This window comes from Pseudomonas sp. PvP009 (assembly GCF_017832995.1).
Lineage (GTDB): Bacteria > Pseudomonadota > Gammaproteobacteria > Pseudomonadales > Pseudomonadaceae > Aquipseudomonas > Aquipseudomonas syringae.
This window is the reverse complement of record NZ_JAFIBG010000001.1, coordinates 4,512,187-4,528,615: the sequence shown is the minus strand read 5'-3', so window position 1 is coordinate 4,528,615 and position 16,429 is coordinate 4,512,187. Positions and strand designations below refer to the sequence as shown.

Genomic DNA, 16,429 nt, shown 5'->3' with positions numbered 1-16,429 from the left:
GACGCGGGATGATTTTTGCTCGCCGATGGCTGTCAGGTGCAGCGCTCGGGCTGCGCGGCGCTGGCTGTTAAATTCGATGGACGGCACCCAGCGATCAAAATGGCTGCGAGGCGAGGGAAGGGTCAAGGTGGCCAAAACTGTGCAGCGACCGTTTGTGGTGCGCTTGCCGGCCCGTGGCAAACAAAAAGGGCGAACCGTCGCCGGTTCGCCCTTTTCTTGCAAAACGTGTCAGTGAAGCATCAGGTCAGACGAGCGGCTTCTTTCTCCTGCTCTTTTTCCAGAAATTCTTCTTCGAGCAGCGCGTCCGGGCTGACCGGATCTTCATCCTGTTCGGCAATGATCGGTGCGGCGCCTCGTTTGCCGCGCAGTTTGCCAAACAGATGCTCGAGGGCGTGATCGAGTTTTACAGCAGCGCCATCCACAGCCTGATCTACCGTATCAGCCTTGTGGGAAACAGAAATAGGTTGGTGTCCTTTGGGGCGAGCTTCCATCTGGCACTTGATGTCGTGCGGGCCAGGCTTGTCGCCGTTTTCGTCGCGGATGTGGACTTCCACGCGGGTCAGGTTTTCATCGTAGTGTTCGAGCGTGCTTTCAACGGTGGTACGAACCCACTCCTCCAGTCGGATACTGCTTTCGATGTGATTATCGCTATTGACCTGGATTTGCATAGTTAATCCTTATTAGGGCTTGCTCGTGCGAGGCTGGACTGCATGATTCCTGTCGGAATCGTTTTCGTTTGCGCTCATTCACAGTGTTGGCGGCAATGGCCTGACAATTCAACCCCAATGTGTAAGAAATATTTCGCAGCAAAAAAGGGATGCCTTGCCGCGAGGCTGCGAATCAGCAGCGGACGCAGAGCGTCCAGAACGGCATTCCCATGCGAAGCGTGAGGAACGAGAAGTGTCCGGGCGAACACTTCTCTTGCGCTCTGGCGTCCGAAACTAGAATGCGACCGACGTCTGTACGTACACCGTGCGCGGTTCGCCGACGTATTTGCCGCGGTTGTTGTCGTCGAACGAGCGGGTGTAGTACTGGCGGTTGAAGATGTTCTTCATCCCGACCGCTACGTTGAGGTCAGACAGTTGCGGGCCGAAGTCGTAGTTGGCGCGGGTGCTGAACAGCATGTACCCAGGGATCTTGCCGGTGCTGCCGTCGGCGCTTTCAGCGGAAGTATTGGCGTTGTCGGCAAACTGGTCGCTCTGGAAGGAACTGTCGAAATTGAGCTTCCACGGCCCTTCGGTGTAGCTGACGCCCATGGTGCCCTTGTGCTTTGACGAGAACGGCACGCGGTTTCCCTTGTTCGGGCCGTCTTCGCGGATCGTGGCGTCGACGAAGGCGTAGGTCGCGTAGACATCGTAGCCGGCCAGCACCGGGCTAAGGCCCTCCAGCGCATAGTTGACGCTGGTCTCGATGCCCTGATGGCGCGTCTCGCCGCGTGCGATCACCGTGTCGTTGGTCTGGTTGCTGTCGTACTGGTTGTCGAAATTGATCAGGAACGCGCCGATCTCGGCCCGCAGGTTGCCATTGTCGTAGCGTGTGCCCAGCTCCCAGGTGCGGGCTTTTTCCGGTTTGACTTCATCGCCGGTGACGCGGTTAGGCATCTGGCTGTACTGCACGCTGCCGAACGAGCCTTCGGTGTTGGCGTACAGGTTCCAGGTGTCGGTCAGGTGGTAAAGCACATTCAACGCGGGCAGTGCGGTGCTGTAGTCACCCTGGTATCGGGCGTTGGTCAGGTTGTTGTTCTGTGCGGTGTCGATCATCTCGTAGCGAATGCCCGGCGTGATGGTCCACTTGCCGATATCGATGCGGTCGTCGATGTAGAACGCATGCGCTTCGGTCGCTCCGCGTGTGTCGCGGTCGTTGCGACTGGCGGTGGTCGGCAGTTCGCCGGTTACCGGTTCGCGATAGCGCAGTTCGTGACCGGCCTCGTTGACGTAACGGTAGCCAACGCCGACTTCATGCCAGGTTTCGCCCAGCGCAAAGCCTTGCGAGAAGCGTGTTTCCAGGCCACGCACCCAGTATTCGCGGGGCGACAGGGAAACGAAGCTGCCCTGATCCAGATAGCCGCTGCGCAGGGTCTTGGTGAAGAACGTGTTGGCGGTGAAGACGCGCGCGTCCTGTTCGTAGCGATAGCCGAAGTTGAACATGGTGCGACGGCCCCAGAACTTGTCCTTCAAGCGTGTCGACTGGTACGGATCGGCATCGTAGTCCGCGACGCTGAGGCCGCCGGGCATCTGCGCTTCGCCATCGTAGTACTGCGCCATGGCGTTGAGGCTGTTGGCGTCGTCGATCTGGTATTTACCCTTGAGGATCAGGTCGTCGATTTCGGTGTCGCTGTGCTCGCGCCAGTCGCCGCCGCGCACGCCGGAATACAGAATCGCGCCGCCCAGACCGTTGTCCGCAGTGCCGCCGGCCAGCAGGTTGCCGGTGGTCTTGAAGCCATCGTGGCTGGACGACGGGCTGGTCTCGGTTTGTATGCCGCCCTTGAGGGTAGGTGCATCGGGGATCGCGCGGGTCACGAAGTTGACGATGCCACCCACGTTCTGCGGACCGTAACGGACTGCGCCACCGCCACGCACCACATCAACTGCGTCCATATTGCCCATGCTGATCGGCGCAAACGACAGTTGCGGCTGGCCGTAGGGCGCGAATGGCACCGGGATACCGTCCATCAACACGGTAGAACGCGACGCCAGGCGTGGATTGAGGCCGCGAATGCCGAAATTCAGCGCCATGTCATGGCTGCCGGTGCCGTTGTTGTCCGGCGCATTGACGCCCGGAATGCGATTGAGCACTTCACGCGCCGATGTCGCGCCGACCCGCTCGAACTCCTCACGGCGAATCACGTCACGTGCGCCGGGATGTTCGAAAACGTTGGTTTGCTGCGCAGCGCCCAGCCAGTCACCGACCACCGTGGAAACCCCCAGCTCGATCGGCGCGCCAGCCGTATTTGCCGATTGCAGGGTGAAGCCGTTATTGCCATCGGCCATGGCCTGCAGGCCGGTGCCTTCGAGCAAGGCGTTCAGGCCCTGCTCGGGTGTGTACTGACCTTCCAGGCCACGGCTTTTCAGGCCGCTGGTCATCTGCGAACCATAGGAAATCAGCACGCCGGACTCACGACCGAACTGGTTCAGCGCCGCTTCAAGCTCGCTCGGCGCAATGTGATACACCTTGGGTGCGACCTCGGCGGCCTGCACCATCGACAGGCTGCCGACCGAAAGGCTCGCGCCGAAAATGACATGGCGCAATGTGCGCACCAGCGGTGAAAGTTGAGTAGGGCGGGCTGACATGCGGGAGTCCTTTGACCGGAAGGTTGAGAGAGGCTTTCCCTGTCTGTCACGCGAGGATCGAAAAACAGCTCACGCTTTTTGAAAAATTTTGGCCGGCCAGCGCAAATCCACCTGACATCTAAACACCGCTGTGTGACGCAGAGCGTCACGAACGGCATTCCCACGCGGAGCATGGGAACGATAGTTAGCGTAGTGTCAGCCCTGTATTTCGGGCTCTCCAAGACGCGTATGTCCACATGAGCACTGAAAAGTGGGAACGAGCAATCACGATCAAACCCGCGCCTGCACGTTCACCCAATACCGCGTGAAGCGCTGCACGCGCACCGGTAGGGCGAGTTCGAGCATGTCGAGGATGCGCTCGCTGTCGGCCAGCGGGTAGCTGCCGGAAATCAGCAACCCTGCAACCCTCGCATCGCAATTCAGACGACCGCGGCGGTAGCGGCTCAACTCTGCGAGAAAATCGGCCAGCCTCATGCGCGACGCCACCAGCATCCCGTCCACCCAGGCACCACTGCCTGCGTCCAGCGGACGAACCTTGTCCCAGGCATCACGGCTGAACGTCACCTGTTGGCTGGCCTGCAGCATCAAACCGGGGCCGCTCTTTCCGGCAGGGGATATTTCGAGGGCGCCGGCAAACACGGCCAACTGCGTGCGCCCATTCAGTTGGCGCAGGTTGAAACGACTGGCGCCGGTCGAGGCCCTGACCGTGCCTTCGGCACTTAACAGGTTCAGCGGGCGCGTGTCTGCCGAGGCTGTCATGAGTATTTCGCCCTGCAGCAGTTCGATCAGGCGTTGTTGTGCATCGAAACGCACATCCACCGCGCTGGCAGTATTCAACTGCACCTGACTGCCGTCGCTCAACGCCACTTTGCGCTGTTCGCCCACGCCACTGTCGTAGTCGGCCAGCAAGGGTTGCAGGGCAATCTGCTCGCGCAGGCCCCAGCCCGCTGCCGAGCCTGCGCCGAGCAGCAACAACAGTTTCAACGCATGCCGACGGCTGGCGGACTTCGGCGCATTGAGTGCCGCATGTGCCAGCGGCGAGGACAGCCCACTCAAGCGCTGGTTGACCCGCTGCATGTGCGCCCATGCCCGCTGGTGCTCGGCGTTGCCATTGAGCCACAGCTGCCAGGCGTGCTGACGACGGGCATCCAGCGTGCCTTCCTGCATTTCCAGCAGCCAGCCAACGGCCTGCTGTGCCACGGCAGGCGAGATGTCGGATTTGTTCAGGGACTCGTTGTTCGGATTCATAGGGCGAAATAGCAGCGCAGGGCAGCCTTGTGCAGATGGCGCTTGACCGTCGCGATGGAAATATCCAGTTCGGCAGCGATCCGGCCATGGCTCAAACCGTCGACCTGCGACAACAGAAACGCCCGCTTGACCAGGGGCGGCAGGCCGTCCAGCAGTTGATCGAGTTCGACCAGGGTTTCGAGAATGATCGCCCGCTCTTCTTCCGAAGGCGCCACGCGCTCCGGCAGTTCGGCCAGTGCCTGATGGTAGGCGTGCTCCAGGTCCTGACGCCGGTAGTGGTTGCACAGCACGCGTTTGGCAATCGTCGTCAGAAAGGCACGCGGCTCGACGATTTGCGCTGTATCGCGTGCGCCCAGCACCTTGATGAACGTGTCCTGCGCCAGGTCTGCCGCGCTGTGCGGGCAGCCGAGTCTGCGTCGCAACCAGGTCGTCAGCCAGGCGTTGTGTGCCCTGTACAGGCCTTCGACAGTGTGATTGAGAGCGGAGTGGGCGACGGGTATCACGGGGAACAATCCACGGGGACTCATTGGTGGCGTGGATTCTGGCAGACTCTTTTGCGTATGAGAATATTTATCATTAATATTGCGGTTCATTTGTCCCGTTCAGGATCAATGGCGCATACCGCCGGCTTTTGTTGCGACCGCTTCCCGGTCGCCCATGAACGGCTTCCCAGGTTTCCTGAATCAATGCAGACCCTCTGATGGATGTCACCAGCGCAAGCCGCCCTCTGCCGCAAAAACGCACGGCAAAAGCCAGAGCCAGGGGCGTGACGGCGGCCTATCGCCTTGCCATTGCCTCGCGGGCACTGGCTGCGGTATTTGCCGGTTACCTGCTGGCCTCGTTGGTCAGCACCTGCATCGCTCAATGGCTGCCGATTACCCGCGCCGAAGCGGTGGTGACGGGGATGATGTTCTCGTTTCTCGCCTATCTGGGCGCGGTGCTCTGGTGTTTTGCCTGCCGTACGGCGCTGCAGGCGTGGATCGGGGTGCTGACGCCCTGTGCGTTGCTGGGGGCGGCCTACACCTGTGGTCGGTGGTTGCTGTGAAGGAGGGTTTTCGCCAGTCGATGGCCTGGCTGCACACCTGGGTCGGCTTGCTGTTTGGCTGGCTGCTGTTCGCGATTTTTCTGACCGGCACGCTTTCCTATTTCAAGGACGAGATTACCCACTGGATGCAGCCGGAGATTCCGGTGCGCGCGCTCGATGCAGGCGCCAGCGTGCAACAGGCTCAGCATTACCTGCAAAGCCATGCAGCCGGGGCCACGCGCTGGTTCATCAGTCTGCCCGATCAGCGCACGCCAGGCCTTGTGGTCGGCTGGCTGCCCGAGGGCAAGCAGGGCCAGCGCAATAACTTCGTGCGCAAGCTGCTCGATCCGCAGACCGGCAGCGAGGTGCAGGCGCGTGACACACGCGGTGGTGATTTCTTCTACCGGTTTCACTATCAACTGCAGATGCCTTATCCCTGGGGCCGCTGGCTGGCAACCAGCGCCGCGATGGTGATGCTGGTCGCACTGATTACCGGCATCATCATTCACAAGAAGGTTTTCAAGGAGTTCTTCACCTTCCGTCTGCGCAAGGGCCAGCGTTCCTGGCTGGACGGGCATAACGCGCTGGGCGTGCTGGTGCTGCCGTTCCACCTGATGATCACCTACAGCAGTCTGGTGATCTTCATGTCGATGGTGATGCCCGCGAGCATCCTCAGCCAGTACGACACAGTCCAGGCCTTCTACAGCGAAGCCTATCCGTTTCCGGAAACGGTCAAGCGCGAAGGCATCGCTACGCCGCTGGTAGCGCTTGCGCCGTTGGTCAACGCTGCGAACGCGAAATGGGACAGCGGCCAGGTCGGTCGGGTCATCGTCAACAATCCGGGCGACAGCAGCGCCTCGGTTCTGCTGACGCGTGATGACAAGGGCAGCATCGTGCCGGACCGGGGAGGGGCGCTGACGTTCAGCGGTGCCAGCGGCGAGCTGTTGAACGAAGTGCCTGAGCGGCCGCTGGCGTTGCTGATTTCCAGCGGGATGTACGGCCTGCACGTGGGCCATTTCGCCGCGCCGTTGCTGCGCTGGCTGTACTTCATGTTCGGTGTCGCCGGGACTGCAATGATAGGCACCGGGTTGGTGATGTGGCTGGGCAAACGTCAGCTCAAACACGCAAAGACCGGTGTGCTGCCACTGGAATTGCGGGTGGTTGAAGTGCTGAACATTGCCAGCATGTCCGGGTTGATGCTCGCGGTGGCCAGCTTCTTCTGGACCAATCGCTTGCTGCCTGGCGGATTCGCCGGGCGTGCCGAGTGGGAGGTCAGCGTGTTCTTCACGTTCTGGGCCTTGTCATTCATGCACGCTGCGCTGCGCAAGGGGCGTAATGCATGGCGAGAGCAACTGGGGCTGGGCGCGCTGCTGTTCGCCGGGCTGCCGTTGCTCGATCTGCTGATCTGCGGTCGCTATCTGCTGGATTCGTTAATGTCAGGAAACTGGGTACTGGCGGCCTTTGACCTGACGGCGCTGGTCACCGGGCTGTTTCTGGGCTGGGCGGCGCTGAAGTTTAAGGCTGTACCTGCTGATAAAACCGCCCGCGTCTCGTTGCCGGTTGCTGCGCAGGAGATGCCCTGATGCTGCTGGCGGCCTTGCTCTGCTATGTGGGGTTTACGTGCCTGTGCCTGTCCATGGCCCGGCATTACGGCGAACTGCTCAAGGGCCCGTTGACTGAACAGAGGCGTCGCGCCCTCAAACTGGCCGGCTGGAGCGCGCTGTTGCTGTCGTCGTGGGCGGCGGTTGATGACCATGGCTGGATGATGGGGACGGTGCACTGGTTCGCTGCGCTGATGGGCAGCGCGGTGTTACTGGTTGCTTTGCTGTCGTTCCGGCCGCGTTGGGTGCTGGCGCTGGCGGGGTGTGGCGCGCTGCTCAGCCCGTTGGCAGCAGTGAGTCAGCTATTGGCCTAAGGCCGTTCTGTATTCACCCGGTGTCGCCCCCGTGGCCTGACGAAAACGGTTGCTGAAATGGCTGGCGCTGGCGAACCCGCAAGCCAGCGCGATTTCGCCCAGCGGCTTGCCGGTGCCGCGCAGTAACTGGCGCGCCTGCTCGATACGCCGCGACAACAGATACTGGTGCGGCGGCAAACCGAAGCTTTCGCGAAACATGCGTGCGAAGTGATATTCCGACAGCGCACACAGGCCGGCCAGTTGACCAAGGCTCAACGGGTCGGCGAGATGCATTTCGATGAAGTCCACCAGATGCCGGCGCAGGTGCGGCGCCAGACCGCCTTTCAGGCGCAGCCCTTCGCGCAGGCCTGCCTGATTGAGCAGCGCATGGCTGACCATCTCGTGCGCCAGGCTGCTGGTCAGCAGGCGCTCGCCGGGTTCTGCCCAGTTCAGGCGAATCAGCTGCCGGAAGCGTGCGGCTTGTGCGGGGTCTTCCAGAAAGGTGTTTTCCCGCAGTTGCATCTCGCGTGGCTCGCGATCCAGCAGGGTCACGCAGCCCAACGCAAACTGTTCCGGGCTGAAATACAGATGCGCCAGACGGATCTCGCCGTTCACCACCCAGGCGGACTCATGGCCGGCAGGCAAGATGCACAACTTGCCCGGCGCGCCTTTCTGGTCCGGTCTGCCGCGGCGAAAGGTCCCGGTACCGTCCTCGATATAGCACGACAACGTGTGGTGGGTCGGTGCGTGATACTCCTGCGAGTCATGCCGATTGTTCCACAACGCCGCCACGAGTCCGTCGCCCAGCGGCGCGCTCTGCTCCAGATTGGCATTGGGTGAACTGTTAAGGGCCTGAAAGACCTGGATGGATTCAATGGCGGGCATGACGATTCCTCTAGGATTTGTATCCTACTCGCTGGCGACGTCGCTGCCAGTAGCGCTTGAAGCAAATGCGCAAGATTGTGCAAGCGCTGGCAGACCGGCACGCAGCAGACTGATGGCTCATCAAGGAGCCTGCACCATGAACCTCTCGCTTTATCTGCTGACCGTGCTGATCTGGGGCACCACCTGGATCGCCCTGAAACTCCAACTCGGCGATGTCGCGATTCCAGTCTCAATCGTCTATCGCTTTGCCCTGGCAGCATTGGTGCTGTTTGCATTCCTGTTGCTGAGCAAGCGTCTGCAGCCGGTCAATCGTCGCGGCCAGTTGATTTGCCTGGCGCAGGGCGTGTGCCTGTTCTGCGTCAACTTCATGTGCTTCTACACGGCCAGCCAGTGGATACCCAGCGGCCTGATCGCGGTGGTGTTCTCGACCTCGACGCTGTGGAATGCGCTGAACGCACGGGTGTTCTTCCGCCAGAAGATCGCTAGCAATGTGCTGGCCGGTGGCGCCATGGGTTTGATCGGTCTGGCGTGTATGTTCTGGCCTGAAATGTCCGGGCATGGCGCGAGCCGGCAAACCCTCATCGGCCTGGGACTGGCCTTGCTGGGCACGCTGTGCTTCTCGGCGGGCAACATGCTGTCGAGCCTGCAGCAGAAAGCCGGTCTGCGTCCGCTGACCACCAATGCCTGGGGCATGTTCTACGGGGCGACGATACTAGGCATGTATTGCCTGCTGAGCGGCACGCCGTTCAGCTTCGAATGGAACACGCGCTATGTAGGCTCACTGCTGTTTCTGGTTATCCCCGGCTCGGTGATTGCGTTTACGGCCTATCTGACCCTGGTCGGGCGCATGGGCCCGGAGCGCGCCGCTTATTGCACGGTGCTGTTTCCGGTCGTGGCGCTGAATATCTCCGCCTGGGTGGAGGGCTATCAGTGGACCCTGGCTGCCTTACTGGGGCTGGTACTGGTGATGGTCGGCAACGTGCTGGTGTTCAGGAAGATCAGGCCGGTTGCCGTCGTGGTCGGCGGCAAACTGGCCTGAGTCGGTGTTGATCGTGTCTATCCTGCACAGCGGCCCTGCACTTCGAGAGAGGCGGGGCCTCAGCCTTTCCACACCTGCGGGTTGACCAGATCCTGCGGTCGTTGACCGAGCAGCGCGCTGCGCAGGTTGCCGTAGGCGCGATCAGCCATGGCCTGACGGGTTTCGGTGGTGGCTGAGCCGATGTGCGGCAGGGTTACCGCGTTCTTCAACTGGAACAGCGGCGATTCGCTCAGCGGCTCTTTTTCGTAGACGTCCAGACCGGCGCCGCGAATGGTGCCGTTCTGCAGCGCTTCGATCAGCGCAGGTTCATCGACGATCGGGCCGCGGGCGATGTTGACCAGGATGGCGCCGGGCTTCATCAGGCTCAACTCGCGGCGGCCGATCAAGTGTTGGGTCTTTTCGCTCAGCGGTACGACCAGACAGACGAAATCCGCTTCGGCCAGTAACTGATCCAGGCTGCGAAATTGTGCGCCCAGCTCCTGTTCGAGTTCGGTCTTGCGGCTGTTGCCGCTGTACAGAATCGGCATGTTGAAGCCCAGACGACCACGGCGGGCAATCGCTGCGCCGATGTTGCCCATGCCAACAATACCCAGCGTCTTGCCATGCACATCGGTGCCGAAGTGCGGCGGTTCGATGCTGCGCGTCCACTGTCCGGCCTTGGTATAGGCGTCCAGTTCGGCCACTCGGCGCGCACTGCTCATGATCAGCGAGAAGCCCAGGTCAGCGGTGCTTTCGGTCAGTACATCCGGCGTATTGGTCAGCAGAATGCCGCGCTCGCTCAGGTACTCAACGTCGTAGTTGTCGTAGCCCACCGAGATGCTGGACACCACCTCCAGTTTGGTGGCGTTCTGCAGCTGTTCGCGACCCAGCTTGCGGCCTGCGCCGATCAGCCCGTGGGATTCAGGCAAGGCTTCTGCAAACTGCGCGTTGATATCACCCTGCTTGGGGTTGGGCACGATCACGTTGAAGTCTTGCGCCAGGCGCTCGGCCATTTCAGGAGAAACACGGCTGAAGGCGAGTACGGTTTTTTTCATTGGGCAGTCACTCTTGAGCGGTTGAATGAGTAGCACGCTAACATTCCTCCCCGCTCTTTGGCAGCCGCTTTTTGCAGTTGTACGATGTCAGAACGATGACTTGAGGGCCTGCACATGCAGATCCGCTTCATCGGCAGCGAGAATTTCCGGCAGGGAACCGCGCAGGTATTCAACCCAGGTTCTGATCTTCGCATCCAGATACTGACGTGACGGGTAGATGGCGTACAGGTTCAGCTCTTGCGAGCGGTAATCGGACAGCACGCGCACCAGTGTGCCGTTGCGCAGCCCCTCGATCGCCGAGTAGATCGGCAAGATGCCAATCCCCATGCCGCTGGAAATCGCGGTCTTCATCGCATCCGCAGAGTTGACCAGCAGCGGCGAGCTGTTGATGGTGACCATCTCCTGGCCTTCAGGACCATCGAACAGCCATTTGTCCAGCGGGAACACCGGGCTCACCAGACGCAGACATGCATGATTCAGCAGGTCGGCAGGCTTGTGGGCCATGCCGAACGTTTTCACGTACTCGGGCGACGCGCACACGATGCTGTAAGTAATGCCCAGGCGCTGGGACACAAAGCCCGAGTCGGCCAGTTCGCTGGCGAGCACGATCGACACGTCATAGCCTTCTTCCAGCAAGTCCGGCACGCGGTGGGTCATGGTCAGGTCGAACGCGACGTCCGGGTGGTTGCGCCGGTAACGGGCAATCGCATCAATCACATAATGCTGGCCGACGCCGGGCATCGAATGCACCTTGAGCTGCCCGGCCGGGCGGGCATGAGCGTCGCTGGCTTCGGCCTCGGCTTCTTCTACCGAGGCGAGAATCTGTTCGCAGCGCAACAGATAACGCTTGCCTGCTTCAGTGAGGGCAATGCGCCGGGTGGTGCGATTGAGCAGGCGCGTTTGTAAATGTGCTTCAAGGTTGGACACCGCACGCGAGACGTTGGCGGTGGTGGTATCCAGCACGGCGGCGGCAGCAGTGAAGCTGCCCGCTTGCGCCACGCAGCTGAAGGCACGCATGTTTTGCAGGGTGTCCATGGGTACTTCTCTGAGTAGATGGCAAATTGTGACATGAAGTAACGGATGGATGTATCCAGACCAAAGGATTATCGCCGTTTCAGTAACAAAGATTCACAAATCTCCCCGCTTATCGCCGCGTCGAGTGCCGCCTAGAATCGCCGCCATTCAAGGTGTTTCACCTTCGTTCGGGAACTTGCAGCTGTGCCGCGTCGCATCATCAGAGGGCTCTGGCCCGTAGGTCTTCTGGCTTTTACGCTGGTCCTCAGCGGCTGTATCGGAACACATGGAATCACACCGCAGGGCAGTGTTCTGCACGCTGACAGCCTGGCCACCGATCAGGCGATTCAGAGCGCTGCCCTCGACGCCCATTGGCCCGCAGCGCAATGGTGGCGTGCCTACGGCGACGCGCAACTGGACCGCTGGGTCGACATGGCGACGCTGGGCAGCCCGAGTCTGGCACTTGCCGCTGCTCGTGTGCGCCAGGCAAAGGCGATGGCACAGGTGGCCGAGTCCGCCGAGTCTGTGCAAGTGCAAGGCAACGCCAGCCTGATGCGTCACGACTGGCCCGAGGATCAGTTTTATGGCCCTGGAGCGCTGGCCGATACTCGCACCTGGGACAACAATGCGTCGCTGGGCCTGAGCTACGCACTGGACCTGTGGGGACGTGAACGCAACGCCAGCGAGCAGGCCGTTGATCTGGCGCACGTGAGTGCTGCCGAGCAGCGCCAGGCGCAGCTCGAATTGCAGGAAAACGTGGTCCGCGCCTACATCCGGCTGTCCCTCGACTACGCCCGACTGGATATCGCCGAGGCGGCCCTGGCCCAGCAGCAACAGATACTCGACCTGGCGCAGCGTCGCCTCAAGGGCGGGATCGGCACGCACTTCGACGTCAGTCAGGCGCAAACCCCGCTGCCTGAGGCACATCGGCAGATCGACGCGCTGCAAGAGGCCATCGCGTTGAGTCGCAACCAACTGGCCGCGCTGGCAGGCAAGGGACCGGGGCAGGGCGCGGGCGTGCAGCGGCCTGCGCTGTCGTTGCACACCGCACTGACATTGCCCTCGGCACTGCCCGCCGAACTGCTCGGTCAGCGACCTGACGTGGTGGCTGCGCGCTGGCAGGTGGCGGCGCAGGCACGTGGTATCGACGTTGCACATGCGGGCTTTTATCCCAATGTCGATCTGGTCGGCAGCCTGAGCTACATGGCCACGGGCGGTGGCATGCTCGAGTTTCTGACCGGCAGCAAGCTGGGTTACAAGGTCGGGCCGGCCATCAGCCTGCCGATTTTCGACGCTGGACGCTTGCGTGCGGAGATGGGGCGGGCGTCTGCTGCTTATGATCAGGCCGTGGCGCATTACAACCAGACGCTGGTCATGGCGTTGAAAAATGTCTCCGACCAGTTGATTCGGCGCGCCTCGATGGACAAGCAGCAGGCACTCGCCGCCGAGTCGGTGGCGTCGGCGCAAAAGACCTACGACATTGCCCTGATCGCCTGGCAGCGCGGCCTGACCGATTACCTGAACGTGCTCAATGCGCGCACGCAGTTGTTTCGCCAGCAGCAGGTTCAGCAACAGGTCGAGGCCGCGCGACTGGAAGCCTACGCCGGACTGGTGGTAGCGCTGGGCGGTTACGCTGACGGGAACAACAATGGCAATGGTCATTTCGCACACACCGTCGCCGAGTCTGAGGGCGGGCAATGATCGCCTCGCTACAGCGCATCACCGACCTGCCGTGGCGTCGCGAATTGCACAGCTGGGCGCGCAGTGACGGGGTGACCTGGGTTTACATCTTCAAGGTGCTGCTCGCCGCATTTCTCACCTACTGGCTGGCGCTGCGCCTGGAACTGCCGCAGCCGCACACGGCGATGATCACCGTGTTCATCGTCATGCAGCCACAGAGCGGGCAGGTGTTCGCCAAGAGTTTTTATCGCCTGCTGGGGACGCTGGCCGGGTCGGCGATGATGGTGCTGCTGATGGCCCTGTTTGCGCAGAGTCCGCTGCCGTTTCTCGGCAGTCTCGCGCTCTGGGTCGGCCTGTGTTCGGCCGGCGCGGCGCGCTATCGCAACTTTCGCGCGTATGGCTTTGTGCTGGCCGGGTATACGGCAGCCATGGTCGGGCTGCCTGCGCTGGCGCATCCGGAAGGTTCGTTCATGTCGGCGGTGTGGCGGGTACTGGAAATTACCCTGGGCATCCTGTGTTCCACGGCCATCAGCGCAGCGGTGCTGCCGCAGAGTTCCAGCGCTGCGATGCGCAACGCGCTGTATCTGCGCTTCGGCGGGTTCGCGCGCTTCGTGGTCAACGGCCTGCGCGGCGATATTTCACGCGCCGAATTTGAAACCGGCAACGTACGCTTTGTGGCCGAGGCCATCGGTCTTGAAGGACTGCGCAGCGTCACGGTATTCGAAGACCCGCACATGCGTCGCCGCAACGGTCGACTCAACCGTTTGAACAGCGAATTCATGGCGGTCACCACGCGCTTCAATGCCCTGCACCAATTGCTCGAACGTCTGCGCCTCGAACAGGCCGATCAGGTGTTGAAGCATATCGATCCCGGCCTTGAAAACCTTGCGCAACTGCTCGACGGGTTCGCCGACCGCGCCTTGACCAACGATGACGCGGCGCTGCTGGTCACGCGCCTGGAGTCGTGCAGGGCTTACTTTCCCGAGCGGGTCAGAAGCCTGCGCACCGAGCTGGAGCGCACCCTGCCCAGCGACGCCGAACGATTGGACTTTCACACCTCGTTCGAGCTGCTGTACCGCCTGCTCAGCGAGTTGCTCGACTACGCACGAACCCATGCATCGCTGGCCGACCACAGCCATGAGCGTGAACAGTGGAAGGGCTCGTTCGTACCGCGTACCCACTGGATGACCGCGCTGGCAGCCGGCGCCCGGGCGACCTGCGTAGTCGGCCTGATGAGTCTGTATTGGGTGCTGACGGCGTGGCCCAGCGGCGCGAGCATGATCCTGGCCTCGGCGGCCACCGTTGCGCTGTCGTCGACCACCCACAACCCGAGGCGGATGTCGCTGCAAATGGCCGGCGGTACATTGCTCGGCGCGCTGTCGGGCTTTATCGAAACGTTTTTTCTGTTCCCGCACATCGACGGTTTTCCGCTGCTGTGCCTGCTGTTGGCCCCGGTGTTTGTGCTCGGCGCGTATCTGGGCTCACGTCCGCAGTGGACGGGTTACGGCCTGGGGCTGCTGATCTTTTTCAGCCTGGGCTCGGTGCCGGACAACCTCACGGTTTACAACCCTTACACCTTCATCAACGATTACATCGCGATGGTCGTGGGCATGCTGATCTGCGCCGCTGCCGGGGCAATCATCCTGCCGCCCAATAGCCGCTGGATGTGGCAACGCCTGGAGCAGGCCTTGCGCAATCAAGTGGTGTTTGCGATCAGCGCGCCGCTCAAGCGTCTGGGCTCGAGCTTCGAAAGCCAGACCCGCGACCTGATGCATCAGGCATATGGCCTGGCGACTGGCAAACCGCTGGTTCAGCGCGAGTTGTTGCGCTGGATGTTCGTGGTGCTGGAAATCGGCCACGCCATTATCGAGCTGCGCCATGAGCAGGCGCTGCTGCCGATTCACCCTGCCTACGCCGAGTACCAGCCCTGGCGCATCGCGCTGCGAGTCATGGGGCGCGCCTTGGTGCGGCTGTTCATTCAGCCTGATGCGGTCAATCTGCAGCGCTGCCTGTCGGCAGTCGATCAGGCCATCAAGCGGGTGCAGGAGGCTGATGAACCCTTCGCCTCGCACTTCGATACGTCGGTGCTGCGCCGGGTAAAAAGCTACCTGCACTTTATCCGCACCTCGCTGCTGGACCCGCAATCGCCGCTGGCCGCTTACAGCGTTGCGCGAACCGTTTCAGGAGTCGTCCATGCCGCCGCGTGAAATAGCCTTCCACGGCCTGTACATGCCGACCCTCACGCTGATCTTTCTGCTGGCCGTGGTTCTGGCATGGGCGCTGGATCGACTGCTGGCCGGTTTTGACCTGTATCGATATTTCTGGCACCCGGCCTTGCTGCGTCTGAGCCTGTTTATCTGCATCTTCGGCGCGTTGGCGCTGCCCCTTTATCGTTGACGCCTGAGTCGGGAAAAATCTCTGGATGAAAAAGTTCTTCAGTCTGTTTGCCACGTTGCTGGTGCTGGCAATCGCGCTCTGGATCGGTCGCACGCTGTGGGTCGACTACATGGATAGCCCATGGACCCGCGATGGCCGGGTACGTGCCGATATCATCAACGTGGCCGCCGATGTGTCCGGCACCGTGGTCGAGGTACCGGTGCATGACAACCAGTGGGTAAAACGTGGCGATCTGCTGATGCAGATCGACCCGGAGCATTACCGGATCGCCGTGAAGCAGGCGCAGGCATTGCTGGCTTCACGCAAGGCGACCTGGGAGATGCGCAAACTGAATGCCAGGCGGCGTGCCGACATGGATGAACTGGTCATCTCGGCGGAAAATCGTGACGACGCGAGTAACGTAGCCACCTCGGCCCTGGCCGATTACCAGTTGGCCCAGGCGCAACTGGAGGCGGCCGAGCTTAACCTGGCACGCACGCGGGTACTGGCGGCGGTGGACGGTTACGTCACCAACCTCAATGTTCATCGCGGCGACTATGCGCGCATCGGTGAGGCGAAGATGGCCGTGGTCGACATGAACTCGTTCTGGGTCTACGGCTTCTTCGAGGAAACCAAGTTGCCGCACCTGAAAGTGGGTGATCCTGCGGACCTGCAACTGATGAGCGGCGAGGTGCTCAAGGGGCATGTCGAAAGCATCGCACGCGGCATCTACGACCGTGACAACCCGCAAAGCCGCGAATTGATCGCCGACGTGAACCCGACCTTCAACTGGGTGCGTCTGGCCCAGCGCGTGCCGGTGCGTATTCATCTGGATCAGGTACCGCAGGATGTGTTGCTGGCGGCGGGGATGACCTGCACTGTGATCGTCAGGCCGGTAGACGGCTGATCAACGCGGAGGACGCAGAGCGTCCAGAACGGCATGCC

At 61.6% G+C, this 16,429-nt stretch carries 15 protein-coding genes; 8 read left to right on the top strand and 7 right to left on the bottom strand.

Annotated elements, in window-relative coordinates; all coding sequences use genetic code 11:
• Positions 1-239: 239 nt before the first annotated feature.
• From JOE29_RS19495 to JOE29_RS19480, 4 genes are all read right to left on the bottom strand, one after another.
• On the bottom strand, positions 240-668 hold the full coding sequence (locus JOE29_RS19495; protein WP_002552231.1) for an HPF/RaiA family ribosome-associated protein: 429 nt from the start codon (positions 666-668) through the stop codon (positions 240-242).
• A gap of 273 nt (positions 669-941) precedes the next feature.
• Positions 942-3,290, bottom strand: a complete 2,349-nt coding sequence (gene fecA, locus JOE29_RS19490) for a TonB-dependent Fe(3+) dicitrate receptor FecA (protein WP_046719899.1) — start codon at positions 3,288-3,290, stop codon at positions 942-944.
• A 270-nt stretch (positions 3,291-3,560) separates the two neighbouring features.
• A complete protein-coding gene (locus JOE29_RS19485) occupies positions 3,561-4,538 on the bottom strand; it encodes a FecR family protein (RefSeq protein ID WP_004402792.1) in 978 nt (325 codons plus the stop codon).
• Positions 4,535-5,038 carry a sigma-70 family RNA polymerase sigma factor gene (locus JOE29_RS19480; protein WP_017277814.1) on the bottom strand — a complete coding sequence of 168 codons (504 nt, stop codon included), beginning with the start codon at positions 5,036-5,038 and terminating at the stop codon, positions 4,535-4,537. The genes JOE29_RS19485 and JOE29_RS19480 overlap by 4 nt, the downstream gene beginning before the upstream one ends.
• Before the next feature lie 200 nt (positions 5,039-5,238).
• On the opposite strand from JOE29_RS19480, the gene JOE29_RS19475 reads away from it, so the two are divergent.
• Genes JOE29_RS19475 through JOE29_RS19465 form a run of 3 tightly spaced genes read left to right on the top strand, consistent with a single transcriptional unit; the run spans position 5,239 to position 7,477 of the window.
• On the top strand, positions 5,239-5,583 hold the full coding sequence (locus JOE29_RS19475; protein ID WP_003316960.1) for a DUF3649 domain-containing protein: 345 nt from the start codon (positions 5,239-5,241) through the stop codon (positions 5,581-5,583).
• Between the two features lie 20 nt (positions 5,584-5,603).
• Positions 5,604-7,145, top strand: coding sequence for a PepSY-associated TM helix domain-containing protein (locus tag JOE29_RS19470; RefSeq protein WP_210080026.1), 1,542 nt, complete (start codon positions 5,604-5,606; stop codon positions 7,143-7,145).
• Complete coding sequence (locus tag JOE29_RS19465; RefSeq protein WP_017277812.1) at positions 7,145-7,477, top strand: DUF3325 domain-containing protein; 333 nt, start codon at positions 7,145-7,147, stop codon at positions 7,475-7,477. Before JOE29_RS19470 ends, JOE29_RS19465 begins: the two co-directional genes overlap by 1 nt.
• On the opposite strand, the gene JOE29_RS19460 is transcribed toward JOE29_RS19465, so the two are convergent.
• Positions 7,466-8,341, bottom strand: a complete 876-nt coding sequence (locus JOE29_RS19460; protein WP_032658836.1) for an AraC family transcriptional regulator — start codon at positions 8,339-8,341, stop codon at positions 7,466-7,468. The two genes, JOE29_RS19465 and JOE29_RS19460, sit on opposite strands and share 12 nt — an antisense overlap.
• Positions 8,342-8,477: 136 nt before the next feature.
• On the opposite strand from JOE29_RS19460, the gene JOE29_RS19455 reads away from it, so the two are divergent.
• Complete coding sequence (locus JOE29_RS19455) at positions 8,478-9,380, top strand: DMT family transporter (protein WP_003421755.1); 903 nt, start codon at positions 8,478-8,480, stop codon at positions 9,378-9,380.
• A 59-nt stretch (positions 9,381-9,439) separates the two neighbouring features.
• Here the strand turns inward: JOE29_RS19455 and JOE29_RS19450 are convergent, their stop codons facing one another.
• On the bottom strand, positions 9,440-10,414 hold the full coding sequence (locus tag JOE29_RS19450; RefSeq protein ID WP_003316953.1) for a D-glycerate dehydrogenase: 975 nt from the start codon (positions 10,412-10,414) through the stop codon (positions 9,440-9,442).
• Between the two features lie 87 nt (positions 10,415-10,501).
• Positions 10,502-11,449 carry a LysR family transcriptional regulator gene (locus JOE29_RS19445; RefSeq protein ID WP_002552240.1) on the bottom strand — a complete coding sequence of 316 codons (948 nt, stop codon included), beginning with the start codon at positions 11,447-11,449 and terminating at the stop codon, positions 10,502-10,504.
• Between the two features lie 183 nt (positions 11,450-11,632).
• Here JOE29_RS19445 and JOE29_RS19440 point away from each other — a divergent pair, with 183 nt between their 5' ends.
• The 4 genes from JOE29_RS19440 to JOE29_RS19425 are packed head-to-tail and all read left to right on the top strand — an operon-like array spanning position 11,633 to position 16,391.
• A complete protein-coding gene (locus JOE29_RS19440; protein WP_210079774.1) occupies positions 11,633-13,129 on the top strand; it encodes an efflux transporter outer membrane subunit in 1,497 nt (498 codons plus the stop codon).
• Positions 13,126-15,315, top strand: coding sequence for an FUSC family protein (locus JOE29_RS19435; protein WP_099315222.1), 2,190 nt, complete (start codon positions 13,126-13,128; stop codon positions 15,313-15,315). Before JOE29_RS19440 ends, JOE29_RS19435 begins: the two co-directional genes overlap by 4 nt.
• The gene (locus tag JOE29_RS19430) at positions 15,302-15,505 is read left to right on the top strand and encodes a DUF1656 domain-containing protein (protein WP_003316949.1); all 204 of its coding nucleotides are present in this window, start codon (positions 15,302-15,304) and stop codon (positions 15,503-15,505) included. Before JOE29_RS19435 ends, JOE29_RS19430 begins: the two co-directional genes overlap by 14 nt.
• A 25-nt stretch (positions 15,506-15,530) precedes the next feature.
• A complete protein-coding gene (locus JOE29_RS19425) occupies positions 15,531-16,391 on the top strand; it encodes an HlyD family secretion protein (RefSeq protein WP_057406426.1) in 861 nt (286 codons plus the stop codon).
• The last annotated feature ends 38 nt before the right edge of the window (positions 16,392-16,429 follow it).

Coding starts and splice junctions, on each gene's coding strand:
- fecA (WP_046719899.1), bottom strand. CDS start 3,290: ATGTCAGCCCGCCCTACTCAACTTTCACCGCTGGTGCGCACATTGCGC.
- JOE29_RS19460 (WP_032658836.1), bottom strand. CDS start 8,341: ATGCCCGCCATTGAATCCATCCAGGTCTTTCAGGCCCTTAACAGTTCA.
- JOE29_RS19470 (WP_210080026.1), top strand. CDS start 5,604: ATGGCCTGGCTGCACACCTGGGTCGGCTTGCTGTTTGGCTGGCTGCTG.
- JOE29_RS19425 (WP_057406426.1), top strand. CDS start 15,531: ATGAAAAAGTTCTTCAGTCTGTTTGCCACGTTGCTGGTGCTGGCAATC.
- JOE29_RS19455 (WP_003421755.1), top strand. CDS start 8,478: ATGAACCTCTCGCTTTATCTGCTGACCGTGCTGATCTGGGGCACCACC.
- JOE29_RS19485 (WP_004402792.1), bottom strand. CDS start 4,538: ATGAATCCGAACAACGAGTCCCTGAACAAATCCGACATCTCGCCTGCC.
- JOE29_RS19445 (WP_002552240.1), bottom strand. CDS start 11,449: ATGGACACCCTGCAAAACATGCGTGCCTTCAGCTGCGTGGCGCAAGCG.
- JOE29_RS19465 (WP_017277812.1), top strand. CDS start 7,145: ATGCTGCTGGCGGCCTTGCTCTGCTATGTGGGGTTTACGTGCCTGTGC.
- JOE29_RS19495 (WP_002552231.1), bottom strand. CDS start 668: ATGCAAATCCAGGTCAATAGCGATAATCACATCGAAAGCAGTATCCGA.
- JOE29_RS19435 (WP_099315222.1), top strand. CDS start 13,126: ATGATCGCCTCGCTACAGCGCATCACCGACCTGCCGTGGCGTCGCGAA.
- JOE29_RS19450 (WP_003316953.1), bottom strand. CDS start 10,414: ATGAAAAAAACCGTACTCGCCTTCAGCCGTGTTTCTCCTGAAATGGCC.
- JOE29_RS19430 (WP_003316949.1), top strand. CDS start 15,302: ATGCCGCCGCGTGAAATAGCCTTCCACGGCCTGTACATGCCGACCCTC.
- JOE29_RS19475 (WP_003316960.1), top strand. CDS start 5,239: ATGGATGTCACCAGCGCAAGCCGCCCTCTGCCGCAAAAACGCACGGCA.